Raw genomic sequence first — 24,290 nt, forward strand, 5'->3', positions numbered from 1 at the left:
CTTACTGTCGGGCGGCCTGTCCCAGGGCCTTGGCCACCAGTTGCTCGTAGAGTTCGGCGTAGGGTTCCACCGCCTTGCACCAGTTGAAGGGCGCGGCCATGGCCCGGCAGCGCATGGCATTGAGCAGCGCCGGGTAGGCGAACACCTTGAAGGCCCGGGTCAGGGCTTCCTGGTAGCTGGCCACGGTGGATTCGTCGAAGAGGAAACCGGTGACGCCGTTCTCGATGGTGTCCGCCAGGCCGCCGGTGTTGCGCGCCACCGGCAGCGAGCCGAAGCGCTGGGCATACATCTGGCTCAGGCCGCAGGGCTCGTAGCGCGAGGGCATGAGCAGGAAATCGCTGCCGGCGAACATGCGCCGGGCGTCGGTCTCGTTGAAGCCGATGTGCACCCCGATGCGGCCGGGGAAGCGCCGGGCCAGGGCGCGCATGGACTGTTCTTCCTCCGGCTCGCCGCGGCCGATGATGGCGATCTGACCGCCGGACTGCACGATGAACTCGGCCACCGCTTCGGTCAGGTCCAGGCCTTTCTGGTAGACCAGCCGCGAGACCACGGCAAACAGCGGGCCGCTGGAGGCGTCAAGGCCGAACATCTGCCGCACATGGGCGGCGTTGGCTGCCTTGCCGTCCCAGTCGCCGATGCTGAAAGGCGTGAGCAGGTGGGCGTCGGTGGCGGCGTCCCAGCTTTCATCGATGCCGTTGGGGATGCCGCTGAGCAGGCCCTGTTGGGTCTTGCTGGCGAGGAAGCCGTCAAGCCCGCAACCGAAGGCCGGGGTGGTGATTTCCTGGGCATAGGTGGCGCTCACCGTGGTGATGTGGCTGGCGTAGGCCATGCCGGCCTTGAGGAACGACAGCTTGCCGTAGAACTCCATGCCTTCCTGTTGCAGGGCATGCTCGGGGATGCCCAGTTCCGGGCACGAGGCCAGGCTGACCACGCCCTGATAGGCCAGGTTATGAATGGTGAACAGGGTCGGCGTGCGTTGCCCGCGCCAGTGCATGTAGGCCGGCGCCAGCCCGGCGGGCCAGTCATGGGCGTGCACCAGGTCGGGGCACCAGTGGATCTGCGCCAGGTTGGCCGCGATGTCGGCGGCGGCCAGCCCCAGGCGGGCGAAGCGGATATGGTTGTCCGGCCAGTCGCGGCCGTTGTTGGCGCCGTAGGGCGTGCCTTCGCGCTCGTAGAGTTCCGGGCAGATCAGCACGTAGATCACCAGGCCGTCGGGCATGTCCATGCGCCCGATCTTGCAGGCCGGCAGTGCCGCGTGGCCACCCAGCTCCCCGATGATGTGGATCGGGTTTTCGCTATGCAGCACCTGGGGGTAGCCGGGGATCAGTACCCGCACATCGTGCAGGTGGGCCATGGCCCTGGGCAGGGCGGCAGAGACGTCGCCCAGGCCGCCGGTCTTCACCAGGTCGGCGATTTCCGAAGTGACGAACAGCACTCGCTTGCGGTTGGGATTGGGCCGCGCCAGCGGCAGCACCGTCTTGTTCCCAGGGACCGGAACCGAGGGGGCGGCGCGGTCGCCGGCCTGCTGTTGAGGGTGATCTCCCTGAGTGTCCAATACGGCGCTGATCATGTGTCTCTCCCGTTTTATTGATCTGTTCTGGTGTCTCGAGCGCCGCGCGTGGCCAATTCCTGTGGCCGGGCGCAAACGCGCCACACGTCGATCAGCCTGCGCTGCTCGAGCGTGGAAGCAGAAAGGGTGGAGGAGCCGTTGCAAGGAATGCACCAGTGGCAGCGACCCTACCTTTAACCTGACCTTGGGCCGAAGCGAAAAGTTTCGACTTTTTCTCGGTGAATGTGACTGCCCGGTCACAGTGCGAAATTCAGTCTAGGACAGAACCTAGAGCGGTGCCGGGGGAGGTGGGTGTTTCCCGGGGTTGGCAGGGCGGGCGGCGAACGCGTCCCGACGAAAGGTCGGCCATGCACTGCCCGGGAGCGGGGCCGTTGCGGCCCGGGGGCGAAAATGGGGAGGGGCTGCCGGGGGCCGGTGCCGTTGTGGTGCGGCGCCGCCCAAAGAACGGGCACAGGCGGGCTCCTGCGCCCAGCGTCCCTGCGAGCCTGGTCGCCGCCGAGCCTGCGAAAAGCTGCGCAGGACCTTGCCTGGCGATCGCCACGGGGGGCTTTCAGTTGAGCAGGCGGATCGGCTGGCCGGCGTGCCAGGCTTGCAGGTCTTCGATCATCTGGCCGAAGAACTGCTGGTAGTTCTGCCGGCTGACATAGCCGACATGGGGCGTGGCCAGAACATTGGGCAAGCGCCGCAAGGGGTGGTTGGCAGGCAAGGGTTCCTGCTCGAACACATCCAGTGCGGCCCCCGCCAGCCGGCCCTGTTCCAGGGCGGCAATCAGCGCGGCTTCATCGACAATCGGCCCGCGGGCGGTATTGACCAGCAGCGCCCCGGGCTTCATCCACGCCAGGGCCTGGGCGTCCACCAGGCCACGGCTGCGCTCGCTGAGCACCAGGTGCACCGAGAGCACATCGGCTTGTTCGAACAGTTGCTGCTTGTCGACATGGGTCACGCCGGCCGCGGTCGCGCGTTCAGCGGTGAGGTTCTCGCTCCAGGCAATCACCCGCATGCCGAACACCTGGCCGAATTGCGCCACCCGTTGGCCGATGCTGCCCAGGCCGAGAATGCCCAGGGTCTTGCCGTGCAGATCACCCCCCAGGCCCTGTTGCCAATCGCCTGCGCGCAGGGCGCAGGCTTCGCTCAGCAGGTTGCGGCTCAGGGCCATGAGCAGGGCCCAGGTCAGCTCCGGCGCGGCGTGCTTGTAGCTGTCGGTGCCGCACACCTGGATCCCCAGGGCGCTGGCCGCCTTGAGGTCGATGGCGGCGTTGCGCATGCCGCCGGTGAGCAGCAGCTTGAGCTGCGGCAGGCTGCGTAGCAGGGTTTCATCGAACCGGGTGCGCTCGCGCATCACGCAGATCACCTGGAACGGTTGCAGGCGCCGGGCCAGGGTGGCGGGGTCTGCCGGGTAGTCGTGAAGGAAGCTGACCCGGCCGATGCTATCGAGCACCGACCAGTCCACTACCTCGCGCGCTACGTCCTGCCAATCATCGATTACCGCAATCTCTAGTGCCATGTTCGGGCTCCTGGCTCAGGGTTGCTTCAACCAGCCCAGCAGGGCCTGGTGGAAAGGCTCGGGTTGTTCCATTTGCGGTGCGTGGCCCAGCCCCGGGAACTGCACCAGGGTCGAATGGGGGATGCGCTGCGCCACCTGCTTGCCCAGGTCCTGGTAGTGGCCGATGCGCGCCTTGACCTCGGGCGGCGCGATATCGCTGCCGATGGCGGTGGTGTCGGCGGTGCCGATCAGCAGCAGGGTCGGCATCTTCAGGTCCTGGAATTCGTAGTACACCGGCTGGCTGAAGATCATGTCGTAGATCAGCGCCGAGTTCCACGCCACCAGGCGCTTGCCGGGGCCCTGGTTGAGGCCGGCGAGCATGTCCACCCAGCGCTGGTACTCGGCCTTCCAGCGGCCGGCGTAATAGGTCTGCTGCTCGTAGCGGCGGATACCCTCGGCGGTCTGCTTCAGCTCGCGCTGGTACCACTGGTCGACGCTGCGCCAGGGCACGCCCAGGGCTTTCCAGTCTTCCAGGCCGATGGGGTTGACCAGGGCCAGTTGCCGTACCTGATCGGGGTATTGCAGGGCGTAGCGGGTGGCCAGCATGCCACCGGTGGAATGGCCCAGCAGGCTGGCCTGGCTGACGCCAAGTTTGGCCAGCAGTTGATGGGTGTTCTGCGCCAGTTGCTGGAAGCTGTACTGGTAGTGTTCGGGCTTGCTGGAGGTACAGAAGCCGATCTGGTCCGGGACTATCACCCGGTAGCCTGCGGCGCTCAGGGCCTTGATCGAGCCCTCCCAGGTGGCGCCGCAGAAGTTCTTGCCATGCATCAGTACCAGGCTGCGCCCGTTGGCCGGGCTCTGGGGCGGTACATCCATATAGCCCATCTGCAGTGCCTGGCCCTGGGACACAAAGCTGAAATGCTGCAAGGGATAGGGGTAGTCGAAGCCCTGCAGTTCGGGACCGTAGACCGGCCCCTGGGCGGCGAGGGCAGGCAGGGCCAGGGGCAGCAGCAAGGCACTGAGCCAGCGAGGGGTAGCAAGGGGCATAAGGACACTCCGCAAGGTTGCGGGCGATGCTGTAGCCGCCGGATTAGGGCGACGTTAAGCCACAGGCAAACCCTGGGCGTCGGCTTGCCGACAAGGAAGGCCTTGAGGCAGGTGGTTGCGGGGGCGGGCACTTTCGCTGGCAAGCCAGCTCCTGCGCGGTGATGGGGAGCTGCGGGCGCTCAGCCGATCCAGCCCAGGGTCAGCCACGCCAGCACGGCGTAGCGCGCGCCCTTGGCCAGGGTGACCAGCAGCAGGAAGCGCTTGAGGGGTTCGCCCATGACGCCGGCCACCAGGGTCAGCGGATCGCCGATCAGCGGCATCCAGCTCAGCAGGAGCGTCCAGTGGCCATAGCGTTGGTAAGGCCCCCGGGCCCGCTCCAGGTGACGCGAGCTGACCGGAAACCAGCGGCGCTCCTTGTAGTGTTCCAGGCGCTGGCCCAGCCACCAGTTGACCAGCGAGCCCAGGACATTGCCCAGGGTCGCCACCAGCCACAGCCCGAGCACTGCCAGTTGGCTGTTGTGCAGCAACCCCACCAGCAGCGCTTCCGATTGCAGGGGCAGCAGGGTGGCGGCGCCGAACGCCGCCAGGAACAGGCCGAAGTAGGCGCCGAAGATCAACGGGCCGGGTAGTCCGCGACGACCACGTCCTTGCCCTCGCGGGTCAGGCCGATGACCTGGAAGGCATCGGCGCCCATGCCGTCCATTTCCATCCCGGGGGAGCCCATGGGCATGCCCGGGGCGGCGATGCCCAGCAGGTCATCGCGCTTGCGCAGGGCCAGCACCTGTTCGGCCGGCACGTGGCCCTCGACGAACTTGCCGTCGATCACCGCGGTATGGCAGGAGCCCAGGCGCGGGGCGACGCCGAGCCGCTGCTTGACCGCGCTCATGTTGCTTTCCACGTGGTCGGTCACGGCAAAGCCGTTGTCCTGCAGGTGCTCGATCCACTTTTTGCAGCAGCCGCAGTTGGCGTCGCGGTGCACGTCGATGGGAATCAGTTCTCCAGCCTGGGCCAGGGAGCTGATCAGCAGGGCGGACAGGGCCGCCAGACGCAGTGAGGTGTTCATCGAAAGTCTCTTTGTCGCTGATCAATAAGGAAGGGTGGCATGGCCGGCCACCCGCGGTTGCACGCTCGGGGTGGTGCATTTTGCGGTTTTTTTCGCTGGCCGCCGCTGGCTTTTGTTTCAAGGTGATACCAAGGCCGGCCAGCGGTTGTGGCCTTCAGAACCACAGGCGCAGGCCCAGGACCAGGCGCGGGTCGTTGTCCAGCTCGGCCTCGTCCCGGGCGTAGTCGGCGCTGCGGCCGTAGCTGCGGTTCCAGGTCACCCCTATATAAGGAGCGAACTCGCGGCGGATCTCGTAGCGCAGGCGCAGGCCGATCTCGCTGTCCGCCAGGCCTGCGCCCAGGCCCCGTTGCCGGTCATTGCGGCTATAGAGGTTGACCTCGGCGGAGGGCTGGAGGATCAGGCGTTGGGTCAGCAGCAAGTCGTAGTCACCCTTGAGGCGCAGGGCGGCCTGGCCGTCCTCGCCGAGGTAGGCGGTGACCTGGCTTTCAAAGTTGTACAGGGCCATGCCTTGCAGCCCCAGGGCGGCCCAGGTCTGCGGCGTGCCGGGCTTGAAGTCCTGGCGCAGGCCGCCCACCAGGTCCCACCAGGGGCCAATGGCATGGCCCCACAGGGCTTGCAGCTCGGCGTGCTCGGTGACGCCCCGGGTGCGTTCGCCTTCACTGCGCAGCCAGAGCCGGTCGCGGTCGCCACCGACCCAGCCCTCGACCTCCCAGGCGACGCTGCCGCCCGGGTCGGCGTCCTGCCATTCCAACTGGTCCACCAGCAGGAAAGTGTTCAGCGACGGGCCGTGGATGTGGCCGCTGGGGCCCTGGTAGACCGCCGCCCGATCGGCATCGGTCAGCACCGGGATCGGTGTGCGGCTTCGTGTGGGGGCTGGCGCCTGCATGCCGGGCATCTGCGAGTGGTCCATGGCGCCCATGGCGGTCCCGGGCACGCTGGAATGGTCCATGCCCGGCATCGATTCGCTCTGTGCCGGTGCCCAGGGCCAGGCCAACAGGAGCAGGGCCAGGCCAACGCCGGGCTGCCGGGTGAAGCGGAGGTAATCAAGCTTCATGGTGGCGTTCCTCCTCGACCCGGACTTCGCGGAACATGCCGCTTTCCATGTGGTACAGCAGGTGGCAGTGATAGGCCCAGCGCCCCAGGGCATCGGCGGTGACCCGGTAGCTGCGGCGGGTGCCCGGGGGCATGTCGATGGTGTGCTTGCGCACCTGGAAGCGGCCGTGTTCGTCCTCCAGGTCGCTCCATAGCCCGTGCAGGTGGATGGGGTGGGCCATCATGCTGTCGTTCACCAGTTCGATGCGCAGCCGCTCGCCATACCGCAGGCGCAGGGGTTCGGCTTCGGCAAAGGGAATGCCGTCGAAGGACCAGGCGAACTTTTCCATGTGCCCGGTCAGGTGCAGGGTCAGGGTCCGGCTCGGTTCGCGACCGTCGGGGTCGGCGAAGGTGCTTTTCAGGTCGGCGTAGCGCAGCACCCGGCGGCCGTTGTCGCGCAGGCCGATGCCCGGATCGTCCAGGCGCGGCATGGGGTTCACCGCCTGCATGTCCACCAGGGGGTTGTTGGTTTCCGAGGTCGGGTGGCTGATCGTGGCGTTCATCGCGCCGTGATCCATGGCGGCCATGGCGCCATGGTCCATGCCCGGCATTGCCCCGTGATCCATGGCACCCATGGCCATGTCCGTCATGCCCAGCAGCGGTCGCGGGTCCATGGCCGGTGCCTCGGCCACGAGCCCGGGGGCGCTGGCCAGGGTGCCCAGGGCATAGCCGCTGCGGTCCATGGCCTGGGCGAACAAGGCGTGGGCTCCGGCACCGGGTTGCACCAGCACGTCGAAGGTTTCGGCCACGGCAATGCGCAGTTCATCCACGGTCACGGGCACCACGTGCTGGCCGTCGGCGGCGACCACGGTCATCTGCACCCCGGGAATGCGCAGGTCGAAATAGCTCATGGCCGAGGCATTGATCACTCGCAGGCGCAGGCGTTCGCCGGGGCGGAACAGCCCGCACCATGGCTGGCCCGGGGCCTGGCCGTTGAGCAGGAAGGTATAGGTGGCGCCGCTGACATCGGCGAGGTCGGTGGGGGTCATGTTCATCTGCGCCCACATGCTGCGTTCGGCCAGCGTGGCCGCCCAGCCGTCGCGGCCGACGTCCTCGATGAAGTCGCCCAGGGTGCGCTTGTGCTGGTTGTAGTAGTCGGACTGTTTCTTCAGGGTGTGCAGGATCTGCCTCGGCTCCTCGTCGCTCCAGTCCGAGAGCAGCACCACGTAGTCGCGTTCGTAGCTGAAGGGCTCCGGTTCCCGGGCGTCGATCACCAGCGGGCCATACACCCCCAGTTGCTCCTGCAGCCCGGAATGGCTGTGGTACCAGTAGGTGCCGTGCTGCTTGACCGGGAAGCTGTAGCGGTAGAGCCCGCCGGGCTCGATGCCCTCGAAGCTCAGGCCGGGCACGCCGTCCATGTCGGCCGGCAGGATGATCCCGTGCCAGTGGATGGAACTGGGCTGGTCCAGGCGGTTGCGCACCCGCACAGTCACCCGGTCGCCTTCGCGCCAGCGCAGCAGGGGCCCGGGCAGGCTGCCGTTGATGGCCATGGCCTTGCGTGGCCGGCCGCTGAAATTCACCGGCAACTGCTGGATGCACAGGTCGAAGTCGCTGCCGGCCAGGACCTCGGGCTGGCCCGGGCTGCTGATGGCCCAGACCGGGTTGCGCCACAGGCCGAAGCCGGCCAGTACACCACCGGCAGCCAGGGCCTTGACGAAGGTGCGGCGGGAGGGGCTGTGGAACGAGGAGGGGCGCGGCATCGGAGGCTTCCAGTCAGTCAGCGGATTGGAGCGGACTCTAATCGGCGCTGGCTGTCAGGAAACTGAGGTGGGCATTACAGATTTGTCAGTCGTCGGGCTGTTCCAGACGCTGCTTGAGGTTGCCCAGGGCCTGGCTCGAAAGCTGCTCCATGCGTGCTCGCAGGCCACTGAGCTGCAGGTCGGTGGCGTATTCCAGGGTGCGCCGGAACAGTGTGCCGTCGCCCTGCTTGCTCAACAGGTAGTGGATCGAACCGTCCAGCGCGGCGGAACTGAACAGGGTCTTGAACTCCTTGGGAAACACCGCCACCAGCACCCGGTAGCTGATGGACAGTTGCACCCCCAGCAAGTCCATGGTTTCACTGAAGCGGTGGCCGGCGGGCAATGAACCGCACAGGCCGGTGTCGGCACGCAGGCTGGAAGGGTGCCACTCCGGCCAGCGGTCCGGCTGCGTCACGTAGTAGTAGACGGTGTCGATACTGGCCTGGATAAACAGTTCGTGGCTGATCTGTTCATGCAACAGATGTGTCTGGCGCTGTCCCATGAGGCACCTCACGTCCTTGTGACCGGAGCCTGAAATATAGCCCCGCCCCGGCGGGCTGCCAGGGGCGGGGGCAGACCGTTCAGCGGACTTTGAAGCGGCTCATCAGGTGGCTGACCTGGGCATTGGCCTGCAACAGGCTCTGGGTGTTGCTTTCCCCGGCCCGGGCGCTGTCCACCAGCTCCTCGACCATGTGTCGGATGCTCACCATGCTGCGGTTGATCTCCTCGGTCACAGCGCTCTGCTGTTCGGCGGCGGTGGCGATCTGGGTGCTCAGGCTGTTGATCTGGCTCACCGAGTCGGCCATTTCGTCGAGCCCGCTGTTGACCCGCGCCGTGGCATCCGCCGCTGACTGGCAACTGGCCTGGGTGTTTTCCATGGCGCTGACCGAGGAACTCACGCCCTGGGTCAGGCGCGCGAGCATTTCGTTGATCTGCGAGGTGCTGTCCTGGGTCCGCGCGGCCAGGGCCCGCACTTCATCGGCGACCACGGCGAAGCCGCGGCCCTGTTCTCCGGCCCGGGCGGCCTCGATCGCGGCGTTCAGGGCCAGCAGGTTGGTCTGCCCGGCGATGGCGCCGATCACCCCGAGGACCTCGGTGATGCGCTGGGCGTCGGCTTGCATGGCCTCGACCTTGTGGGTGGCATCGGCGACTTCGTCGATCAAGGCGATGACGCTGCCGGAAGCTTCGCCCACCACCACCCGGGAACGTTCTGCGTGTTCGTTGGCGCGGCGGGTGAAGTCTGCGGTCTGGGCGGCGTTGGCGGCAACGCTGTCGGCGGTGCTGCTCATTTCGGTAATGGCGGTCACCGTCTGATCGGTTTCCGAGGCATGGCGCAACAGGATCTGCCGGCTGTGGGCCGAGCTCTGCTGCAACTGCCCCAGGCTCCCGGCCATGGCCTCGGTGGCCTGGGTGACCTCGCCGATCATCTGTTGCAGGTACTGGATAAAGCGGTTCACCGAGTGGCCGATGGCCCCCAGTTCGTCCTCGGCGCGGATCACGATGCGCCGGGTCAGGTCGGCGTCGCCGGTGGCCAGGGCGTCGATATTGCCCTTGAGGATCTTCATACGCTGCACCAGTTGGCGGATCGCATAGACCTGCAGCAACACCAGCAGGATCACCATGGGGATCTGCAACAGGCTCAGGGTACTCAGCACGTCGTCGCGCTGGGCGGTGATCAGCTGGGTCGGCAGGGCGCTGGCGAGAAACCAGGGCGTGCCTTCGATGGCGCGCATGAAGAAGGTGCTGGGCACCCCGGCATTGTCGAACTCGACGCGCCGTGCCCCCTGGTCAGGTTGCTGCAGGGCGGCCTGGACCTGGGCGGCGAAGGGGGAGCCGGGGCTCAGGTCGCGGATGTTCTTGAGCACGATCGGGCCGTTGATCCGCGAGCTGTTGCTGATGATCTTGCCGTCGGCTTCGACGATCAGCATCTCGGCCTTGAGTGCCTGTTCCTGGCGCGCCACCAGGTCGTTGAAGAAACCCAGGGTCACGTCGATGGTGGCCACGCCCCAGGGCTGGCCGTCGCGGCGGATGGCCATGGCGCAGTTGGTGCGCGGCTCGGCGCTGGCATCGTCCTTGTAGGCTGCAGCCCAGGCGCACTGGCCGGGGGCGGTCTGCATGCCGCCCAGGTACCAGGGCTGCTCGTAGTAGTTGGGCGCCGGGTCGCTGTTCCAGAAGGTGTTGACCACCAGCTTGCCGGAGGCGTCACGGTGCCAGAAGGTGCTGTGTTTGTTGCGCCCCGGGGTGCGCTGGCCGGGCAGGGGCCAGATGCCGCCGCCGAAGACTTTCTGTTCACCATACTGGTCCACCAGGCCCGGCAGGACCTTGTCGATGCTGTCGCTGTCGAGCAGGGGAATGGTCTGGGTGATGCTGCGTTGCTGGGCCTGGACCTTGTTCAGTTCGCCCTGGATGCGCTGCGCCACTTCGGCGATGCGGTTGAGGGCTACCTGTTCTTCGGTATGACGCAGCTTGGGCGCTACCAGTTGGCTGATGCCCACCACCGTGAGTATCAGCATCAAGACAATGAACAGGACCAGAAACAGCGTGTAGCGGGCTTGAATCGTGCGCAAAGCGGGCATGGGACCTGTCCTTACCAAGCGATTTTTATTATTCGGGAATGCGATGCGTTGTCAGGGCATCCACAGGATGTCGGCGCGGTTTTTCCGCTCTTTAGTACGATCGTCCAAAAAAAGGCATGCCCTGGAAAAAAAACTGCGCCCAGGGATGGTGGGGTAGGGCAAAGGCGTCCGGTCAAGGGCAAGGCCAGGCATGAAAAGATGACGCCTTGATGTGCGGGAAAACTTCCCGGGCCTTTTAAACAGGGCCTTTGCGGTAATTGTGTCGAGTTTGTACAAAAATTGTAAATTCAGGAAATAAAGCGTTGTTGGTGCTTGCCACGGCGTTGATACTTGCGCCCATTCAGATGTTTCAACACGGCTTACATCCTTGTTCAGGTGCCTTGTCAGAAGTTTCATGGTGCTGAAAAAGGTGATTGGAAGGCCGGACTACAGGAGTTACAGCATGGCAATCGGATACGTCGGCGGATGGACCAGCAAGGCTGGGCTGCTGGTGCAGGAAAGCCCGGGCAGCTCGTCCAAGCCGGTTTCCCAAAGCGCCAAGGTACGGCAGATGCTCAGCCTGGTAGGCCAGAACCCTACCGTGCTCGACATCCGCAAGATGGATCAGTTGAAGCTGCACAAGCAGATCAAGGGTTTCGATCCGACCAACGTCACCGCCAAGTCCCTGGGCGGCATGAGCACCTTTCTCAAGAACAATGGCCTGATTTCCGATGTCACGGCGCTGAACCTGATCAACGCGGGCGATCAGTTCGACCGTTTCGGGATTCCGAAGAACCCCGATCAGCCGTTCAATGCCCTCGAGTATTTCGCCATGAAGCTCGATGACATCCAGAACAACAACCTCAAGGGCAACAAGTACGCCAACTACCTGATCCCCGAGTACAAGAAAGCCATCTATGTACTTCAGGGTCTGCAGAACTATGGCAAGGGCAACGGCACCACGGTGACCGACAAGAACGTCTCCACCAAGGCCTGATTCCCATGGCGCGCACTGCCTGCCGGTGCGCGCACAGCTCTGCTTTCAACGCCCCAGCAAGCCCATTACCTCTTCGGCGTACCGGGTTCCGGCGGTGGTCTGCGGGCTGAAGATCTGCTCCAGTGACGCCAGTTCCTCGGCGCTCAGCCTCACCTCCAGCGCCGCCACGTTCTCCTCCAGATACCGTCGTTGCTTGGTTCCGGGAATCGGAATCAGGTAATCGCCCTGGGCCAGCACCCAGGCCAGGGCCAGTTGCCCGCTGCTCACCCCCTTGTCCGCCGCCAACTGCTGCACCTGTTGCACCAGGCGCAGGTTGTGCTGGAAGTTTTCGCCCTGGAAACGTGGGTTGAAACGCCGGTAGTCGTCGGCGGCGAAGTCTTCCGGGCTTTTCAGGGCCCCGGTGAGAAACCCCCGGCCCAGCGGGCTGTAGGGCACGAAGGCGATGCCCAGGCGCTGGCAGGCGGCGAGGCAGCCGTTGTCTTCCTGATCCCGGCTCCATAGCGAATATTCACTTTGCAGGGCGCTGATCGGATGCACCTTGTGCGCCCGCTCCAGGGTTGCCGCCGAGGCTTCGCTCAGGCCCAGGTAGCGCACCTTGCCGGCCTGGACCAGCTCGGCCATGGCGCCGACGGTTTCCTCGATAGCAACGTCCGGGTCGACCCGGTGCTGGTAGTACAGGTCCAGGGTGTCCACCCCCAGGCGCCGCAGGCTGCCGTCGATGGCGGCGCGGATGTATTCCGGCCGGCCGTCGACCCCGCGGGCCGCCGGGTTGGCCGGGTCGCGGACAATGCCGAACTTGCTGGCCAGGAACACCTGTTCGCGCTTGCCGCGAATGGCCCGGCCGATCAGCTCTTCGTTGCTGTGGGGGCCGTAGATGTCGGCGGTATCGAGCAGGTTGATGCCCAGTTCCAGGGCCCGATGCAAGGTGGCGACGGCCTCCCGGGGATCGTTGCCGGTGGTGTAGAAATCGCTCATGCCCATGCAGCCCAGGCCAATGGCGGAAACCTGCGGGCCGTCCTGGCCCAGTTGTCGAGTGCGCATCTATGAATGCTCCGGTAAGGGGAAAGAGCCTGCAGTGTGCTACTCGACAAAAAACCGATAAACAGGCTAAAAGCGCTATCACTATTATTGAATTCTAAATAATCGGCAGGTTTGCTCCATGGATCGTTTCAACGCCATGCGCGTCTTTACCCGTATCGTCGAGCTGGGCGGCTTTGCCAAGGCTGCCGACAGTCTGCAGATGCCGCCGGCTTCGGTGACCATTCTGATCAAGCAACTGGAGGCCCATCTGGGGGTGCAGTTGTTGCACCGCACCACCCGCCAGGTCAGCCCGACCCTGGACGGAGCCGCCTATTACCAGCGTTGCGTACGCTTGCTGGCGGACCTGGAGGAGAGTGAGGCGGCGTTTTCCCTGGCCCGGCACAACCCCCGTGGACTGTTGCGTATCGATATGCCGGTGGGCATCGGCCGGTTGCTGGTGATACCGGCGCTGCCGGAGTTTTCCGCGCGCTATCCGCAGATCGAACTGGAGATCGGCCTCAATGACCGCCCGGTGGACCTGATCCGCGAGGGCGTGGACTGTGCGCTGCGCGGTGGCCCGGCCCTGGACGAGAGCCTGGTGGCGCGGCCGCTGGCGCAGTTGCAGCAAGTCACCTGTGCCAGCCCCGGGTACCTGCGCCAGCGGGGGGTTCCCCGCACTCCGCAAGAGCTGCAAGGGCATCAGATGGTGGAGTATTTCTCCAATGTCAGCGGCAAGCGTTATGGCCTGGAATTCTTCTTCGCCGGCCAGTTGCAGCCGGTGCAGTTGCCCAAGCGGGTGGCGGTGAACAGCGCCGATGGCTACCTGGCGGCCTGCGAAGCCGGCTACGGGCTGATCCAGACCCCGTACTACCACGTTGCCCGGCAGTTGCAGGACGCGACCCTGCAGCGGGTGCTGGAGGACTACCCGCTGCCTGCATTGCCGCTGACCGCGCTGTACCCGCCCCAGCGGCACCTGTCGACCCGCCTGCGGGTATTCATCGATTGGCTGGTGGAGCTGTTCGCCCGCCCGGGCAATCACATTTCTTGCCCCTGAATGGCCGGGTGCCAGGCAGCAAAACGCCCGCGACAAGGCGGGCGCTGGTGGCGAGATCGGGCGGCTCATGGGGCCGATGGGCTGGCCGGATGACTCAGCGGTGATAGTAGCCCGGGCCGCCGTCGTAGTAGCGGTGGTGCCCGCCATCGTGGGGCATGATGATGCAGCCCGACAGGGTCAGCATGGCCAGCAGGGGAATCAGCAGTGTGATTCGACGAAACATGGATCAATCCTCAAAGGGCTCGGGGAACACGGCAGGACGACAAGGAAGAAAAAACTCCTTCGCGCCTGTACCATGTGACCCCGATTTGCCCGGCTCATCCCCGAATCCGGGTATGTGCTTGGCATCGATCTTGATACACGGCAGATACAATTTCAGCTTCAGGACCCGGCAATGACTCAGAAACAACGCTTGATCTACTCGATTCTGATTTCCCTGGTGGTACTGGGAATCATGCTTGGCCTTTCCTACCTGCAGAACAACGGCATCATCAGCGAGAAGCTGTTCCAGTACATCGCCATTGGCGTGGCGGTGGTCGTGGTGGTGATCAACGGCGTGATGCGCCGCAAGGTCAAGCCCTGAGCCCGGGCTCGACGGCCTCAGGAGAGACCGTCGAGCACTGCTGCGGCCTGCTGGTGCAGGCTGTAGCTCTTGTCTGCATTGAGGGTCAGTACACCCTCGCTGCACAGCCGCTTGAGCACCTCCCGCACACTGAGAAAGGACAGGGGAATATCCAGTTCCAGCAGTTGGCTGTGGATGCCGCGCACCCCCAGGGAGCGGTCGCTCTGGGCCGCGGTGAGCAGGGCGTCGATGACTTTCAGGCGAATCAGGCTGGTACGCAGGCCGAAGCTTTTGAGCAGGTGCTTGATTCGTTCATTACTGTTGCGCTCGGCGTTCTTGCCGAAGACACCGGCGCCGGCATTCAGGGAAGGCGTGCTGTTCACGGTGTTGCCGTCCATTGGCAGTTGCGGGTTGTACATGCAAAAACTCCTTATCAGAGCCTGATCAGGAAAAGAATGATGGATGCTCTAGTAACTAGACGAACGAGCACGGCAAATCATGAAGTCCTGAATGTAGAAAATTTGTCGGTATCAGGTCGCTGACATGTGATGGCGGGGCTTTTGGCCTTTGCGGATTAAATTTTTTTCAAGCATTTCGTCTTTATGGGCAGGCAGGCGTCGGGTGATCCGTGCGCGGCTGGATTCCCAGACTGGCGGCGTTGCCAACCGCTCCTGCACACCAGTCCTGGTTCTGTATTTTTGCATCAGGAGTCGGCGTGATCATTTCCAGGCAGTTACCGAGTTTTTGCCTTGCAGCCCTGTTTCTAAGCTTCAGCGGTGGCGCCCATGCCTTGGCGCAGCCCGAGCAGACCCGCGCCGAGATTCGCCGCACCAGTTTTGGTGTGCCGCACATCCGTGCCGACGACGAGCGCGGCCTGGGCTACGGCATCGGCTACGCCTACGCCCAGGACAACCTGTGCCTGATGGCCAATGAGGTGCTGACGGTCAACGCCCAGCGCTCGCAATACTTCGGCGCCGAGGGCCAGACCCTGGAACAGCGCGACAACCTCAGCAGCGACCTGTTCTTCAGTTGGCTCAACACTCCCCAGGCCGTTGCGGCCTTCTGGCAGGCCCAGACCCCGGCGATGCGCGAGCGCATGCAGGGTTACGTCGAGGGCTACAACCGCCAGCTGGCGGAGCGCCAGGCCCAGGGCCTGCCCGAGCAATGCCGGGGTGACTGGGTACGGCCGCTGGCCACCTCGGACCTGGTGAAACTGACCCGACGCCTGTTGGTGGAAGGCGGTGCCGGGCAGTTCGCCGAGGCCCTGGCCGGGGCCACGCCACCTGGAGCCACGGCCCAGGCCGGGCTGCCGGCCGAGCACTGGCAACTGGCGGCGGCACGCCAGCAGCGTTTCGCCCTGGACCGTGGCAGCAACGCGGTGGCCATCGGTAGCGAGCGTTCGTTCAACGGCCGTGGGCTGCTGCTGGCCAACCCGCATTTCCCCTGGGTCGGCGGCATGCGCTTCTACCAGATGCACCTGACCATTCCCGGGCAACTGGATGTGATGGGCGCGGCCTTGCCCGGCCTGCCGCTGATCAATATCGGCTTCAACCAGCACCTGGCCTGGACCCACACCGTGGACGCCTCCAAGCACTTCACCCTGTACCGCTTGCAACTGGACCCCAAGGACCCGACCCGCTACCTGCTGGACGGCCGTTCGCTGCCCCTGGAGCGCCAGACCCTGACCGTGCAGAGCAAGGGCCCGGACGGCCAGTTGCAGCCGCGTACGCACACGCTCTACAGCTCGGTCTTCGGCCCGATCGTGCAGTGGCCGGGGGAACTGGACTGGGATCATCAATATGCCTACAGCCTGCGCGACGCCAACCTGGACAACAGCCGGGTGCTGGCCCAGTGGTACGCGATGAACCAGGCCAGCAGCGTGGCCGGCCTGCAAGACAGCGTGCACCAGTTGCAGGGCATTCCCTGGGTCAACACCCTGGCGGTGGACGACCAGGGCCGGGCGCTGTACATGAACCAGTCGGTGGTGCCCAACGTCACCCAGGCCAAGCTGGCGCAGTGCAGTGATCCGCGGGCCGGCACCCGGGTCATCGTTCTGGATGGCTCGCGCAGTGCCTGCGCCTGGGATATCGACCCGGCAGCGGCGCAACCGGGGATCTTCGCCGCCAGCCAGTTGCCGCAACTGGCGCGCAACGACTACTTGCAGCATTCCAACGATTCGGCCTGGATGGTCAACCTGGCGGCGCCGCTGCAAGGCTTTTCGCCGGTGATCAGCGAGCAGGACGTGCCGCTGAAGATGCGCGCGCGCTTTGCTCTGGATCGCCTGAGCCGGATGCGCAAGGCCCAGGTCAGTGACCTGCAGCACCTGGTCACGGACGATCAGGTGTACCTGGCCGGCCAGGTGATGCCCGATCTGCTGCAGTTCTGTGAGCAGGACCTGGGGGCGGATGCCCAGCGCCTGGGGCCGGTGTGCGCCAGCCTGAAAGCCTGGGACCGCAGCGCGGGGTTGCAGGCCGGCCTGGGCTTCGTGCACTTCCAGGGCATCATGCAGCCGCTGTTGCAGGACCCCAGCGTGTGGCGCGTGGCCTTTGACCCGAAAGATCCCCAGCACACCCCACGGGGCCTGGCCATTGGCCGGCCAGCGGTGGCCCGGGCACTGCGCGAGTCGATGCTGGCTTCGGCGCAGCAGGTCGCCGAGGCCGGGCTGGGGAGTGACGTTCGTTGGGGCGATATCCAGCAGGTCAGCCAGGGCGGCCAGCCGACCCCGGTGCCCGGCGGCCCTGAAAGCCTGGGGGTGTACAACGCCATCCAGAGCGTGCCGGCGGCCGATGGCAAGCGTGAAGTGGTCAGCGGTACCAGCTACCTGAACGTGGTCAGCTTCGACGAGCAGGGGCCGCGCGCCCTGGGGCTGCTGGCGTTCTCCCTGTCCAGTGACCCGGCCTCAGCGCATTTTCGCGACCAGACCGCTGCATTCGCCCGCAACCAGTGGAGCGTGCTGCCCTTTACCGAAGCGCAGATCCGTGCCGATGGCCAGTATCAGTTGCAGGTGATCGAAGAGCCGCGCAAGGGGGCGGTACTGGCGCGCCAGTAACGATTGAGCGTGAGCATCAAGAGGAGGCCGCCCCGGCAACGGGGCGGCCTTCAGCTTTTTGGCGGGGACTGGGGCAGTGAGTTGATTACCGGGTTGCCATCGCGATTGCGCGTCAGGTAGACCGGCAGCACCTTGGGCAGCGAGGTCAGCAGGCTCTTGATTTCCCGGGTGTTGTAGATGCCGCCGACGCGGATCTTGCCGGTGTTGGCGTCGGCGACCTGCACCGGAGTGTCCAGGTAGCGGTTGATCAGCGGCAGGGCGTCGGTGAGGGCCAGGTTGTCCAGCACCAGCTTGCCTTCGCGCCAGGCCAGGGAGCTGTCGTTGCTGTAGGTCTGGCTGATCTGCGGCTGGTAGTCGCCGGCCTTGTAGCTGGCCTGCATGCCCGGCTCCAGGCGGAAACCTTCGCCGGGCAGGGCGGTGTTGCTGCTCACCAGGACCGAGCCCTGGAGCAGGGTGACCCGCACCTGGTCCTCGTACATCCACACATTGAACTGGGTGCCGGTGACCTTGACCTGGCCATTGGCGGCCTTGACCACGAACGGGTGGCTGGCGTCGTGGCTGACCTTGAAGAAGGCTTCGCCTTTTTTCAGGGTGACCCGGCGCTGGTCCTTGTAGTTGCTGTAGGTCAGGGTGCTGCCCAGGTTCAGTTGCACCTGGCTGCCATCGGCCAGGGTCACGCTGCGCAGGCTGTCGCCGGCTTCGAATCGCTGGTAGGAGGACGGCACCCAACCCAGTTCCCAGCCGCTGTAGGCGGCCAGGGGCAGGGCGCACAGGGCGATGGCCGCCGCCACGCCATACTGCTGCCAGGTGCGCCGGGGAACGAGCTTGACCGGTGCGGAGGCTGGTGCGGCAGTGAGGGTGGAGGGGGGCAGTTGATCGGCCACTTCCCAAATTTCCCGCATCGCCTCGTATTCGAAGGCGTGCAGGGGGTCGGCATCATGCCATTGCTGAAAGGCCATACGCTCCGCGTCGCTGCAGTCGGGTTCATGCAGGCGCATGCACCATTGGGCTGCCGCTTGGGTGATGGCGTCGTATTCGGCTTCTGAGAGGATCTGTTCGCTCATTGACTCTTCCTGATTTCCCGCATTCTACCCTCCGCGGCAAGTCTTGGAGAACAACCGTCATGGCTAATGAGCATCAAAGTGAACTTATTTTCATCTGGCACGCCCTAAAACCAGGCTCTGTATCGAAAGTGAATACACAAGGAGATGGACCATGTTGAAGAAGACGCTTGCCGCATTACTTGCCACCGCCAGCCTGCTGGGCGCTGGAGCGGCCCTGGCCGACCGTCCGGGGGCCGGTTGGATCACCATTGAAAAAGCCATTGAAACCGCAAAGACCAAAGCCGGCTACGTGGAGATCTACAAGATCGAAGCGGACAACGATGGCTATTGGGAAGGCGAAGGGCGCAAGTCCGATGGCAGTGTCTATGAGTTTCGCATCGACGGCGCCTCGGGCAATGTGCTGCGCGACCAGAAGGACTGAGCCAGGCTGATACAGCCCCCTGTGCCTTGCCACGGCAGCGCACAGGGGGCTTTTTCTTGCTCCAGGGGGATGGTTGTTCCGGCCATCCTGGCACCTTCCCTGCAAGGCGCCGGCAGTGGTTGACAGGGTTGGAGTGCGGCGTTGTTTAATCGCCAGGTTCACACGCTGTCGCCCCCTCCAATAATTACTCTGGAGCTTCAGATGTCTGCATCGTCCGTGGTTGTTGAAACACCGCCCCAATACCTTTCTTTACCGGCCCTGGTGCAGTTGCTGGAAACGATTTTCCAACGCCACGGCTGCCGCGCCGAAGTGGCCCGCTGCCTGGCCGAGAACTGTGCCGGCGCCGAGCGCGACGGAGCCCACAGCCATGGCGTGTTCCGCATTCCCGGTTATGTCTCGACCCTGGCCAGTGGCTGGGTCGACGGCCAGGCCGTGCCGGTGGTGGAGGATGTGGCGGCGGCCTTTGTCCGGGTCGACGCCGGCAACGGCTTTGCCCAGCCGGCCCTGGCTGCCGCCCGCGAGCTGCTGGTGAGCAAGGCCCGCAGCGCCGGTATCGCCGTGCTGGCTATCCGCAATTCGCACCACTTCGCCGCACTCTGGCCGGATGTCGAACCCTTCGCCGAGGAAGGATTGGTGGCCCTGAGCGTGGTCAACAGCATGACCTGCGTCGTGCCCCACGGCGCCGACAGGCCATTGTTCGGCACCAACCCGATCGCCTTCGCCGCACCCCAGGCCCAGGGCCAGCCGATCGTCTTCGATCTGGCCACCAGCGCCATTGCCCATGGCGACGTGCAGATCGCCGCGCGCAAGGGCGAGCGCCTGCCGCCGGGCATCGGTGTCGACAGCCTGGGCCAGCCGACCCAGGACCCCAGGGCGATTCTTGAAGGTGGCGCCTTGCTGCCGTTTGGCGGGCACAAGGGCTCGGCTCTGTCGATGATGGTGGAGCTGCTGGCGGCAGCCCTGACCGGGGGCAACTTCTCCTTCGAATTCGACTGGTCCGGCCACCCGGGGGCCAAGACGCCCTGGACCGGCCAGTTGCTGATCGTCATCGACCCGAGCAAGGCTGCCGGGCAGAGTTTTGCCGAGCGCAGCCAGGAGCTGGTGCGGCAGATGCATGCGGTGGGGCTCAAGCGCCTGCCGGGGGATCGCCGGCATCAGCAGCGCGAGCGTTCGCAGCACGCGGGCATCGCCATTCCCGCCGAGCAGTTGCAGCAATTGCGGGCGCTGGCCCAGGACTGAAGGCATGAAAAAGGCCAGGCCGCCATTGGCGTACCTGGCCTCAACGTTGCGCGGGGGCTTAGGAACGACGGCCCAGCAACAGGCCTACCACCAGGCCGAAACCGGCGGAGATGGCCACGGTCTGCCACGGGTGGCCACCGATGTACTGCTCGGTGGCATCCACCACCGGCTTGCTGCGCTCGCGCACATTGCTGACCGAATCCAGCGCCTGCTTGAGCTTGAGGCTGACTTGCTGGCGCAGGCTCTCACCTTCTTCGCCGACCAGGCTGGCGCTGCCCTTGAGCAGCTTTTCCGATTCTTCGATCAGCGCCTGCAGTTCGCTGAAGGCCTGGTCCTTGATTTGATCGTTTTCCGCTTGCGCGGCAGATTTACGAGCCATGAAGTTTTTTCCTTGGAAATATCGCCGCTGGTGCACAACACATCCGCCAGCGGCTACAGGTGAATGGGTAGCAAGCAATGGAGTCCGGCGCAGGGGCAAAAGTTGCAGTTGTTTTACGCCCCCTTGGCGACCCCGGGGTAAAACCCGTAGCCCCTACAGTGTAAGATGGCGCCTATTTTACGCAGCAGGAATTTCCCATGAGTTTCAATCTGGCTAACAAGACCCTGGCCGAGCGCGCCGCCATCGAGGACGAGAAGTCCCGTCTGTTCGACCTGTGGCAGAGCAACCTGGGCAAGGCCAAGGGCGAGGCCGCGCGGCTGTTCGGCGAGCGCGGCAAGCGCAAGGGCAAGTGGGCCGAGTGGGTCCGCGCCGAGCTCGACGGCATGTCGCCGCCGGAGTACTCGAACATGGTGCGCAGTGAAGTCAATCGCCTGATGGCGGCGAACAAGTAAGGGCAAAACTCTCGACAATCGCCTCGCGTACCTTCACCAGCAGCGGGTCGGTCTGCGGGCTGGTGCGCCAGCCCAGCTCGATCGGGTAGCGCGGCAGGGCCAGGGGGCAGGGCAGCAACTGCAGCCCGGTGAGTTCGGCGATGCGCCGGGCGGCATGGGCCGGAATGGTCGCCACCGCCTGGCTGCCCTTGAGCAGAAAGGGCAAGGCGGCAAAGTGCGTGGTCGAGGCGCACACCTGGCGGCTCAGCCCCAGGTTGGCCAAGCCTTCATCGGTAATCCCGATAAACCCCTGGGACGACACCAGCAGGTGTTCCCGTGCGACAAACTCCTCAAGACTGATCTGCTGTTGCCCGGGGGCCAGGCTGGCCGGGTCTGCCAGGCACAGGTAATGGCCTTCCCCCAGCACCTGGCGGCTGAGCAGACGTTCGGCAAAGCCACCGGCACTGATGGCCAGGTCGACGCTGCGCTGCAACAGCGCCTCGGCGACGATCTGGCTGTGGCTCTGGCGAAAGATCAGCCGCAGCTTCGGCGCCCGCCGGGCCACGGCCTCGATCATCTGCCGGCCATAGGCAATCTCGAAATCATCCGACAGCCCCAGCGTTACCGAACGGCCCTGATAGTCGGCGGTGTCGGGGGCGACCATGGCCAGGCTCTGGCGGCATTTGTTCAAGGCTTCGCTGACCACGGGCTTCAACTGATTGGCCTTGAGGGTCGGCGCCAGCCCGCGCCCGGTACGCACGAACAGCGGGTCGCCATACAGCTCGCGCAGCCGGCGCAGGGCAGCGCTCATGGCTGACTGGGTCACCCCCAGGCGCAAGGCGGCGCGGCTGGCGCTGGACTCGTCATGCAGCGCCTCGAAAGCCTTGAGCAGGTTGAGGTCGACACTGGCGATATTCATCTGGTTCATATCATTAAGCACTGGAGTGGGGTTTATCGATGATCAGGGGCCGCAGCAGAATGGGCAACACCTGATTGCTCAAGGAGTCATCCCATGCCCAAGTCCGTTGTCGCTGCCCTGCAGATCGGGGCCTTGCCTGAAGGCAAGGCCGCCACCCTGGAACAGATCCTCTCGTACGAGGCCGCCATCATCGAAGCCGGCGCGCAGTTGGTGGTGATGCCCGAAGCGCTGCTGGGGGGCTACCCCAAGGGCGAAGGCTTCGGCACCCAGCTGGGCTATCGCCTGCCTGAGGGCCGCGAAGCCTTTGCCCGCTACTTCGCCAATGCCATCGAGGTGCCTGGGGTGGAAACCGATGCCCTGGCCGCGCTGTCCGCCCGTACCGGCGCCAACCTGGTGCTGGGTGTCATCGAGCGCAGTGGCAGCACCCTGTACTGCACGGCGCTGTATTTCGACCCGCAGCAGGGGCTTTCGGGCAAGCACCGCAAACTGATGCCCACTGGGACCGAACGCTTGATCTGGGGCAAGGGCGACGGCTCGACCCTGCCGGTACTGGACACCCAGGTCGGCCGGGTGGGCGCGGTGATCTGCTGGGAAAACATGATGCCGCTGCTGCGTACCGCGATGTACGCCCAGGGCATCGAAGTCTGGTGTGCGCCCACGGTGGACGAGCGGGAAATGTGGCAGGTGAGCATGCGCCATATCGCTCACGAGGGGCGCTGCTTTGTGGTCAGCGCCTGTCAGGTGCAGGCCTCGCCCGAAGAACTGGGACTGGAGATTGCCAACTGGCCGGCCCAACGGCCGTTGATTGCCGGCGGCAGTGTGATCGTCGGGCCCATGGGGGACGTACTGGCCGGCCCCCTGGTGGGCCGGGCCGGGCTGATCAGCGCGCAGATCGATACCGCCGACCTGGTGCGGGCGCGCTATGACTACGACGTGGTCGGCCACTACGCCCGCCCGGATGTGTTCGAACTGACGGTGGACCAGCGCCCCCGTCCCGGGGTGCGCTTTACCTGAGTCGGCGCCATTGCTCGCGGGTGATTTCCCAGATGTCCACGGGGAATCGCCCACTGACGAACTCACCGTCCTCGGAGCGGATCAGGCGCATGCCCGCGCGTTCGGAAATCCGCCGCGAGCCCTGGTTCGGCGCGGCCTTGGGCACCCGCATCAAGGGCCGTTGCAGTACCTCGAACCAATAGTGGTCCACCACCTTGCAGGCCTCGCTCATGTAGCCCTGGCCCTGCCACGGCGGGGCCAGCCAGAAGCCGCGGTTGTTGTCGGCTTCGTCCATCAGGCTGATGCTGCCGATCATCTGCCCGGGGTTGCTGCGCAGGCGCAGCGTCCAGTGCCATTGCGTGCCCCGGGCCATCGCCGGCAGCGCCATGTCCCGCAGGAAGCTCAGGGCGCCGTCGGCCGGGTAGGGCCAGGGCACCAGGGCGTTGAGGTAGCGCACCACCTCCCACTGGGGGAATAGCTGCTGGATGGCGTCGGCGTCCGCCAGTTCCAGGGGGCGCAGCAGCAAGCGTTCGGTGCACAGCGCGGGCGTGGGGTGTGAGTCCATTGGCAAGCGATCCAAGGTGGCAAGGAGGCGTTGCATAGTCCCTGCAATGTCATCGATCACGCAAGCCGCGATGGATTTGACGCGGCCCGGGCGCTGCCGTTGAATAGCCCCCTGGTTCAGCCCCGCGACTCCTGGAAACCCCCTGTGCTTAGAAACGTCACCGACATGGACCTGCGCCTGCTGCGGATTTTCTCCGTAGTGGTCAAGTGCGGCGGTTTCACCGCGGCCCAGGCCGAACTGAACATGAGCCAGTCCAATATCAGCATGCACATCTCCAGCCTGGAAAAACGCCTCGGCTATCGGCTGTGCGAGCGCGGCAAGGGCGGCTTTCGCCTGACCGAGAAGGGCCAGCGGATCCTGGCGGCGGCCCAGGCGCTGTTCGGCGCGGTGGAGGTGTTCAAGAGCGAGGCCCAGGAATTGTCCGGGCGTTTGGTGGGGGATCTGTACCTGGGGCTGGCGGACAACATCGCCACCTTGCCCGCGGCACGCATCGACGCGGCCATCGCGCGCTTCTATCGCCGCGAGCACGACCTGCACCTGCATGTGTTCATCAATTCGCCCACCGAGCTTGAGCGGGCGGTGATCGACGGCCAGTTGGACCTGGCCATTTCCTATTTCAGCCGCAGCCTGCCGACCCTCGACTATCAGCCGCTGTACGCCGAGGAAATCGCCCTGTTCTGCGGCGCCTCGCACCCGCTGTTCCCTGTCCTGGAGCCAGAGCTTGCGCACATCAAGGCCTGTGACTGGATCAAGCACGGTTTCCTGCCCGCCAACCAGGTGCTGCCGGTAACGCCCCAGCGCGCCTCGGCCACCGCCTACCACATGGAGGCGGTGGTCCACGGGGTACTGGCGGGCACCCACCTGGGCTACCTGCCCAGCCACTATGCCCAGCCCTGGGTCGCGGCCGGGCAGATGCGCGTGCTGCACCCCGAGACGCTGCGCTACGAGGTGCAGCACAGCATGATCACCCACGCCGGGCATGCCCGTGGCGAAGCGCTGAAGGCCTTTATCGCCGACCTGCTGGCAGAGCATGGCGGCTGATCCCGCG

24 protein-coding genes and 2 pseudogenes are annotated in these 24,290 nt (G+C 65.2%); 9 read left to right on the forward strand and 17 right to left on the reverse strand.

Features of this window, described 5'->3' with window-relative positions:
• Position 1: 1 nt before the first annotated feature.
• From glgA to PFLCHA0_RS32330, 10 genes and pseudogenes are all read right to left on the reverse strand, one after another.
• Positions 2 to 1,570: a glycogen synthase GlgA gene (glgA, locus tag PFLCHA0_RS14670; RefSeq protein ID WP_011061176.1), complete on the reverse strand. Its 1,569-nt coding sequence runs from the start codon at positions 1,568 to 1,570 to the stop codon at positions 2 to 4.
• Positions 1,571 to 2,120: 550 nt separating this feature from the next.
• The gene (locus PFLCHA0_RS14675; RefSeq protein WP_015635527.1) at positions 2,121 to 3,074 is read right to left on the reverse strand and encodes a D-2-hydroxyacid dehydrogenase family protein; all 954 of its coding nucleotides are present in this window, start codon (positions 3,072 to 3,074) and stop codon (positions 2,121 to 2,123) included.
• A gap of 15 nt (positions 3,075 to 3,089) precedes the next feature.
• A complete protein-coding gene (locus tag PFLCHA0_RS14680) occupies positions 3,090 to 4,100 on the reverse strand; it encodes an alpha/beta fold hydrolase (RefSeq protein WP_015635528.1) in 1,011 nt (336 codons plus the stop codon).
• Between the two features lie 179 nt (positions 4,101 to 4,279).
• Positions 4,280 to 4,717 (reverse strand): YqaA family protein, encoded by a 438-nt coding sequence (locus tag PFLCHA0_RS14685; RefSeq protein ID WP_015635529.1) that lies wholly within the window; start codon positions 4,715 to 4,717, stop codon positions 4,280 to 4,282.
• The gene (locus tag PFLCHA0_RS14690) at positions 4,714 to 5,163 is read right to left on the reverse strand and encodes a DUF411 domain-containing protein (protein ID WP_015635530.1); all 450 of its coding nucleotides are present in this window, start codon (positions 5,161 to 5,163) and stop codon (positions 4,714 to 4,716) included. The genes PFLCHA0_RS14685 and PFLCHA0_RS14690 overlap by 4 nt, the downstream gene beginning before the upstream one ends.
• A gap of 154 nt (positions 5,164 to 5,317) precedes the next feature.
• Positions 5,318 to 6,217, reverse strand: coding sequence for a copper resistance protein B (locus PFLCHA0_RS14695; RefSeq protein WP_015635531.1), 900 nt, complete (start codon positions 6,215 to 6,217; stop codon positions 5,318 to 5,320).
• Positions 6,207 to 7,955, reverse strand: a complete 1,749-nt coding sequence (locus PFLCHA0_RS14700; protein WP_015635532.1) for a copper resistance system multicopper oxidase — start codon at positions 7,953 to 7,955, stop codon at positions 6,207 to 6,209. The genes PFLCHA0_RS14695 and PFLCHA0_RS14700 overlap by 11 nt, the downstream gene beginning before the upstream one ends.
• Before the next feature lie 85 nt (positions 7,956 to 8,040).
• The gene (locus PFLCHA0_RS14705) at positions 8,041 to 8,496 is read right to left on the reverse strand and encodes an SRPBCC family protein (RefSeq protein ID WP_015635533.1); all 456 of its coding nucleotides are present in this window, start codon (positions 8,494 to 8,496) and stop codon (positions 8,041 to 8,043) included.
• A 79-nt stretch (positions 8,497 to 8,575) separates the two neighbouring features.
• A pseudogene (locus PFLCHA0_RS32325) lies at positions 8,576 to 9,106 on the reverse strand (methyl-accepting chemotaxis protein); the annotation flags it as partial.
• A gap of 327 nt (positions 9,107 to 9,433) precedes the next feature.
• Positions 9,434 to 10,570, reverse strand: a pseudogene (locus tag PFLCHA0_RS32330) (cache domain-containing protein); the annotation flags it as partial.
• Positions 10,571 to 11,012: 442 nt separating this feature from the next.
• Between PFLCHA0_RS32330 and PFLCHA0_RS14715 the strand changes: the two are divergent.
• Positions 11,013 to 11,546: a hypothetical protein gene (locus PFLCHA0_RS14715; RefSeq protein ID WP_015635535.1), complete on the forward strand. Its 534-nt coding sequence runs from the start codon at positions 11,013 to 11,015 to the stop codon at positions 11,544 to 11,546.
• A 45-nt stretch (positions 11,547 to 11,591) separates the two neighbouring features.
• Here the strand turns inward: PFLCHA0_RS14715 and PFLCHA0_RS14720 are convergent, their stop codons facing one another.
• Positions 11,592 to 12,587, reverse strand: a complete 996-nt coding sequence (locus PFLCHA0_RS14720; protein ID WP_015635536.1) for an aldo/keto reductase — start codon at positions 12,585 to 12,587, stop codon at positions 11,592 to 11,594.
• Positions 12,588 to 12,705: 118 nt separating this feature from the next.
• On the opposite strand from PFLCHA0_RS14720, the gene PFLCHA0_RS14725 reads away from it, so the two are divergent.
• The gene (locus PFLCHA0_RS14725; protein WP_015635537.1) at positions 12,706 to 13,620 is read left to right on the forward strand and encodes a LysR family transcriptional regulator; all 915 of its coding nucleotides are present in this window, start codon (positions 12,706 to 12,708) and stop codon (positions 13,618 to 13,620) included.
• 94 nt (positions 13,621 to 13,714) lie between these two features.
• On the opposite strand, the gene PFLCHA0_RS32080 is transcribed toward PFLCHA0_RS14725, so the two are convergent.
• On the reverse strand, positions 13,715 to 13,843 hold the full coding sequence (locus tag PFLCHA0_RS32080; protein ID WP_011061188.1) for a hypothetical protein: 129 nt from the start codon (positions 13,841 to 13,843) through the stop codon (positions 13,715 to 13,717).
• 171 nt (positions 13,844 to 14,014) lie between these two features.
• Between PFLCHA0_RS32080 and PFLCHA0_RS14730 the strand changes: the two genes are divergently transcribed.
• A complete protein-coding gene (locus PFLCHA0_RS14730; RefSeq protein ID WP_015635538.1) occupies positions 14,015 to 14,203 on the forward strand; it encodes a hypothetical protein in 189 nt (62 codons plus the stop codon).
• A 17-nt stretch (positions 14,204 to 14,220) separates the two neighbouring features.
• Here PFLCHA0_RS14730 and PFLCHA0_RS14735 read toward each other — a convergent pair whose 3' ends face one another.
• Positions 14,221 to 14,601, reverse strand: coding sequence for a hypothetical protein (locus PFLCHA0_RS14735; protein ID WP_011061190.1), 381 nt, complete (start codon positions 14,599 to 14,601; stop codon positions 14,221 to 14,223).
• A gap of 296 nt (positions 14,602 to 14,897) precedes the next feature.
• On the opposite strand from PFLCHA0_RS14735, the gene pvdQ reads away from it, so the two are divergent.
• Positions 14,898 to 17,231 carry a bifunctional acylase PvdQ gene (gene pvdQ / locus PFLCHA0_RS14740; protein WP_015635539.1) on the forward strand — a complete coding sequence of 778 codons (2,334 nt, stop codon included), beginning with the start codon at positions 14,898 to 14,900 and terminating at the stop codon, positions 17,229 to 17,231.
• A 50-nt stretch (positions 17,232 to 17,281) separates the two neighbouring features.
• Here pvdQ and PFLCHA0_RS14745 read toward each other — a convergent pair whose 3' ends face one another.
• The gene (locus PFLCHA0_RS14745; protein ID WP_015635540.1) at positions 17,282 to 18,295 is read right to left on the reverse strand and encodes a FecR family protein; all 1,014 of its coding nucleotides are present in this window, start codon (positions 18,293 to 18,295) and stop codon (positions 17,282 to 17,284) included.
• 151 nt (positions 18,296 to 18,446) lie between these two features.
• Here PFLCHA0_RS14745 and PFLCHA0_RS14750 point away from each other — a divergent pair, with 151 nt between their 5' ends.
• Both PFLCHA0_RS14750 and PFLCHA0_RS14755 read left to right on the forward strand, forming a co-directional pair.
• Positions 18,447 to 18,716 (forward strand): PepSY domain-containing protein, encoded by a 270-nt coding sequence (locus PFLCHA0_RS14750; protein ID WP_011061193.1) that lies wholly within the window; start codon positions 18,447 to 18,449, stop codon positions 18,714 to 18,716.
• 201 nt (positions 18,717 to 18,917) lie between these two features.
• Complete coding sequence (locus PFLCHA0_RS14755; protein WP_011061194.1) at positions 18,918 to 19,955, forward strand: Ldh family oxidoreductase; 1,038 nt, start codon at positions 18,918 to 18,920, stop codon at positions 19,953 to 19,955.
• A 58-nt stretch (positions 19,956 to 20,013) separates the two neighbouring features.
• On the opposite strand, the gene PFLCHA0_RS14760 is transcribed toward PFLCHA0_RS14755, so the two are convergent.
• Positions 20,014 to 20,334, reverse strand: coding sequence for an ElaB/YgaM/YqjD family protein (locus PFLCHA0_RS14760; RefSeq protein WP_011061195.1), 321 nt, complete (start codon positions 20,332 to 20,334; stop codon positions 20,014 to 20,016).
• Between the two features lie 197 nt (positions 20,335 to 20,531).
• On the opposite strand from PFLCHA0_RS14760, the gene PFLCHA0_RS14765 reads away from it, so the two are divergent.
• Positions 20,532 to 20,786 carry a hypothetical protein gene (locus PFLCHA0_RS14765; protein ID WP_011061196.1) on the forward strand — a complete coding sequence of 85 codons (255 nt, stop codon included), beginning with the start codon at positions 20,532 to 20,534 and terminating at the stop codon, positions 20,784 to 20,786.
• On the opposite strand, the gene PFLCHA0_RS14770 is transcribed toward PFLCHA0_RS14765, so the two are convergent.
• Positions 20,758 to 21,693 carry a LysR family transcriptional regulator gene (locus tag PFLCHA0_RS14770; protein ID WP_015635541.1) on the reverse strand — a complete coding sequence of 312 codons (936 nt, stop codon included), beginning with the start codon at positions 21,691 to 21,693 and terminating at the stop codon, positions 20,758 to 20,760. The genes PFLCHA0_RS14765 and PFLCHA0_RS14770 overlap by 29 nt on opposite strands.
• An 84-nt stretch (positions 21,694 to 21,777) precedes the next feature.
• On the opposite strand from PFLCHA0_RS14770, the gene PFLCHA0_RS14775 reads away from it, so the two are divergent.
• Positions 21,778 to 22,698 (forward strand): carbon-nitrogen hydrolase family protein, encoded by a 921-nt coding sequence (locus PFLCHA0_RS14775; RefSeq protein ID WP_011061198.1) that lies wholly within the window; start codon positions 21,778 to 21,780, stop codon positions 22,696 to 22,698.
• On the opposite strand, the gene PFLCHA0_RS14780 is transcribed toward PFLCHA0_RS14775, so the two are convergent.
• Positions 22,691 to 23,242: a GNAT family N-acetyltransferase gene (locus PFLCHA0_RS14780; RefSeq protein WP_041752236.1), complete on the reverse strand. Its 552-nt coding sequence runs from the start codon at positions 23,240 to 23,242 to the stop codon at positions 22,691 to 22,693. The genes PFLCHA0_RS14775 and PFLCHA0_RS14780 overlap by 8 nt on opposite strands.
• A 144-nt stretch (positions 23,243 to 23,386) precedes the next feature.
• On the opposite strand from PFLCHA0_RS14780, the gene PFLCHA0_RS14785 reads away from it, so the two are divergent.
• Positions 23,387 to 24,283, forward strand: a complete 897-nt coding sequence (locus PFLCHA0_RS14785) for a LysR family transcriptional regulator (protein ID WP_041752238.1) — start codon at positions 23,387 to 23,389, stop codon at positions 24,281 to 24,283.
• Positions 24,284 to 24,290: the final 7 nt, after the last annotated feature.

Source organism: Pseudomonas protegens CHA0, from assembly GCF_000397205.1.
GTDB lineage: Bacteria > Pseudomonadota > Gammaproteobacteria > Pseudomonadales > Pseudomonadaceae > Aquipseudomonas > Aquipseudomonas protegens.

Coding starts and splice junctions, on each gene's coding strand:
- glgA (WP_011061176.1), bottom strand. CDS start 1,570: ATGATCAGCGCCGTATTGGACACTCAGGGAGATCACCCTCAACAGCAG.
- PFLCHA0_RS14675 (WP_015635527.1), bottom strand. CDS start 3,074: ATGGCACTAGAGATTGCGGTAATCGATGATTGGCAGGACGTAGCGCGC.
- PFLCHA0_RS14680 (WP_015635528.1), bottom strand. CDS start 4,100: ATGCCCCTTGCTACCCCTCGCTGGCTCAGTGCCTTGCTGCTGCCCCTG.
- PFLCHA0_RS14690 (WP_015635530.1), bottom strand. CDS start 5,163: ATGAACACCTCACTGCGTCTGGCGGCCCTGTCCGCCCTGCTGATCAGC.
- PFLCHA0_RS14695 (WP_015635531.1), bottom strand. CDS start 6,217: ATGAAGCTTGATTACCTCCGCTTCACCCGGCAGCCCGGCGTTGGCCTG.
- PFLCHA0_RS14700 (WP_015635532.1), bottom strand. CDS start 7,955: ATGCCGCGCCCCTCCTCGTTCCACAGCCCCTCCCGCCGCACCTTCGTC.
- PFLCHA0_RS14705 (WP_015635533.1), bottom strand. CDS start 8,496: ATGGGACAGCGCCAGACACATCTGTTGCATGAACAGATCAGCCACGAA.
- PFLCHA0_RS14715 (WP_015635535.1), top strand. CDS start 11,013: ATGGCAATCGGATACGTCGGCGGATGGACCAGCAAGGCTGGGCTGCTG.
- PFLCHA0_RS14720 (WP_015635536.1), bottom strand. CDS start 12,587: ATGCGCACTCGACAACTGGGCCAGGACGGCCCGCAGGTTTCCGCCATT.
- PFLCHA0_RS14725 (WP_015635537.1), top strand. CDS start 12,706: ATGGATCGTTTCAACGCCATGCGCGTCTTTACCCGTATCGTCGAGCTG.
- PFLCHA0_RS32080 (WP_011061188.1), bottom strand. CDS start 13,843: ATGTTTCGTCGAATCACACTGCTGATTCCCCTGCTGGCCATGCTGACC.
- PFLCHA0_RS14730 (WP_015635538.1), top strand. CDS start 14,015: ATGACTCAGAAACAACGCTTGATCTACTCGATTCTGATTTCCCTGGTG.
- PFLCHA0_RS14735 (WP_011061190.1), bottom strand. CDS start 14,601: ATGTACAACCCGCAACTGCCAATGGACGGCAACACCGTGAACAGCACG.
- PFLCHA0_RS14745 (WP_015635540.1), bottom strand. CDS start 18,295: ATGAGCGAACAGATCCTCTCAGAAGCCGAATACGACGCCATCACCCAA.
- PFLCHA0_RS14750 (WP_011061193.1), top strand. CDS start 18,447: ATGTTGAAGAAGACGCTTGCCGCATTACTTGCCACCGCCAGCCTGCTG.
- PFLCHA0_RS14755 (WP_011061194.1), top strand. CDS start 18,918: ATGTCTGCATCGTCCGTGGTTGTTGAAACACCGCCCCAATACCTTTCT.
- PFLCHA0_RS14760 (WP_011061195.1), bottom strand. CDS start 20,334: ATGGCTCGTAAATCTGCCGCGCAAGCGGAAAACGATCAAATCAAGGAC.
- PFLCHA0_RS14765 (WP_011061196.1), top strand. CDS start 20,532: ATGAGTTTCAATCTGGCTAACAAGACCCTGGCCGAGCGCGCCGCCATC.
- PFLCHA0_RS14770 (WP_015635541.1), bottom strand. CDS start 21,693: ATGAACCAGATGAATATCGCCAGTGTCGACCTCAACCTGCTCAAGGCT.
- PFLCHA0_RS14775 (WP_011061198.1), top strand. CDS start 21,778: ATGCCCAAGTCCGTTGTCGCTGCCCTGCAGATCGGGGCCTTGCCTGAA.
- PFLCHA0_RS14780 (WP_041752236.1), bottom strand. CDS start 23,242: ATGGACTCACACCCCACGCCCGCGCTGTGCACCGAACGCTTGCTGCTG.